This is a genomic window from Mycobacterium sp. (genome assembly GCF_049280035.1).
GTDB lineage: Bacteria > Actinomycetota > Actinomycetes > Mycobacteriales > Mycobacteriaceae > Mycobacterium.
This window is the reverse complement of sequence record NZ_JBAPPI010000614.1, coordinates 1-2,116: the sequence shown is the minus strand read 5'-3', so window position 1 is coordinate 2,116 and position 2,116 is coordinate 1. Positions and strand designations below refer to the sequence as shown.

The window sequence follows — 2,116 nt, the reverse complement described above, 5'->3', positions numbered from 1 at the left end:
TTGCAACGCTACCTCGACAGACTTGCCGGCTGGTACGACTGGTGTCGCGCAGATCTGGTGGTCGGTGCGCACACGCTCGCCGAGGCGCTGCAGGTGATCCTCGATTCGACGCCCGACGCCGATGCCGAAGCCGTGGTGTGGGGCGACGCGCGGGTCGGGAACATGTGTTTCGGCGACGATCTGTCGGTGGTCGCGCTGTTCGACTGGGAGACGGCAGGCACCGGGCCGCCGGACATCGACCTGGGTTGGTGGTTGATGTTCGAGCGCTTTCTTTGCGAAGCGCTTGGCTTTGCTCGCCTGCCTGGCGTGCCCGATGACGACGAGTTCGTCAGGCGCTACCTGCAGTTCGGCGGGACTCTGACCGGCGACATCGCCTACTACCAGCTAGTGGCCGCGTTCGTCCTGTCGCTGATCAACAACCGACTCGCCCGCCTTTTGGTGCGCGACGGGCTGGACGCCGCAACAGCACGCAGCTATCCACAGACGTCAGTCACATTGATCGAGCGGTATCTCAACCAGATCTGACACAACCGTCAGGCCAGCGCGACGGTGGTCAGAAGGTCAGGCGTGTACGCAACCCTTCCCCGCCAGCCGACCCGTCACCGGTCTGACCTGCGGTCGCCGAGTCGATGGCGTCGAGGGCCAGTGGCCCCTCCCGAACCGCAGTGTCCAGCAGTCCGAGTTCCACACCCGCCTCGGCCGCCGCCTCGCGGCACGCCGCGATGTCCTTGCGCAGGAACGGGCCGGCCAACTCGGCGAACCGGTCCATCCCGCCGATGCGGTGAGCCTGGTCGGCAGCGTGGCTTCTCGCGCTGCACACCTGCAGCGTGGACAGCAGCACATTCGGTTCGACGTCCAACTGGGTGCCTAATTGCGTTGCTGCAGTGAGAAGTTGAGCGTTGGCAGCGAACAACAGATTGTTGATCAGCTTGAGCGCCAACGCACTGCCCAGTGCGCCGGTCGCCACCACCGGATCGGCGTAGGCGGCCAGGATCGACGTCACCGCGGCGACGTCGTCACTCGGTCCCCCGATCAGCACAGTCAGCGTGCCAGCGTTGATGTCATCCGCCGTGCCGCTGACCGGTGCATCGAGGATGACCGGGGGCGTGGAAGAACCCTCCCGCAACGCCTCGAGGGTGGATAGTGTGCCTGTCGTATGAGAAATGAACGCGGCGTCCGGCTTCGCATTGGCGATGAAACCGTCTGGGCCTAGGCCGGTTTCGCGCAGCTGCGCATCGGAGAACAGGCACGAGATGAGAACGTCACTGCCGCGTGCCAGGTCGGCGACCGAATCGGCCATCGCCGCGCCCTTCGCCTCCAGTCCTCGGCGGACCTCCTCGTGGCGGGCATACACCACGACATTGTGGCCGGCGCCGAGAAACCGCTCGACCATCGGCTCACCGAGTTGTCCGGCGCCGAGGAATCCGACGGTGTTCGCCATTGCTCTCCCTAAGCGTCGACGGGTACGGCGCCACTGGCGAGTAGGACGGGAGCGACCGTCGGCAACCACCTTGCGATTCGGTCCCATAGCTGGCTGCGGTGACTCGCGAAGTTGTGACAGTGCCCCGAGCTTGGAACGAGGTGCAGTGTCACATCCGGGGAGCCGGTGTAGTTGGCGGGTTCTGAATAGGGGTTCGGCGAAACGTCCAGCGCCGCGCCGAACCCGAGGAAGACGGGGACATCCACTTGGGACGCGTACCGCTCGACCATTCCCGGGGTGGTGACCTCGGCGGTCGCCCGCAGCGGAGTCCGGCTCTGCACGGCGGTATCCGCGTCGATGACGTCCTGGGGAACTTCGCCCGCATAGAAGAGGTCGGCGAGGTACGCGCGAGGCGCGTAGAGGTGGGCGTCGGTCGGCTTGGCTCCACTCAGCTGGCAGGACGCCTCGATGGTCTGCTGAACTCGCTCTTCCAGTTCAGCCGCATCGGGGGTGTCTTGGTACACGTTGGTGATCTGCACGCCGTAGCCCAGCAGCACGACAGCGTCGTAGGGGTGCGTAGTCGCCTGGACCATCGTCGTCAAGCACGCGCCCATCGAATGACCGACGCCAATCAGCGGCGCACTAATTGGGGGCAGGTCCTCGTGTAACTCGCCGTGTCGCAGCCCTTCTCGGGCC

General features: G+C 65.5%; 3 protein-coding genes. 1 reads left to right on the top strand and 2 read right to left on the bottom strand.

Annotated elements, in window-relative coordinates:
- Positions 1 to 525, top strand: a 525-nt coding sequence (locus tag WAN71_RS19790; protein ID WP_422226956.1) for a phosphotransferase, incomplete at its 5' end; no start/stop codon positions are given.
- Positions 526 to 553: 28 nt separating this feature from the next.
- Here the strand turns inward: WAN71_RS19790 and WAN71_RS19785 are convergent.
- A complete protein-coding gene (locus WAN71_RS19785; RefSeq protein ID WP_422226955.1) occupies positions 554 to 1,528 on the bottom strand; it encodes an NAD(P)-dependent oxidoreductase in 975 nt (324 codons plus the stop codon).
- On the bottom strand, positions 1,450 to 2,116 hold a 667-nt coding region (locus WAN71_RS19780; protein ID WP_422226954.1), incomplete at its 5' end, for a serine aminopeptidase domain-containing protein. The genes WAN71_RS19780 and WAN71_RS19785, both read right to left, overlap by 79 nt.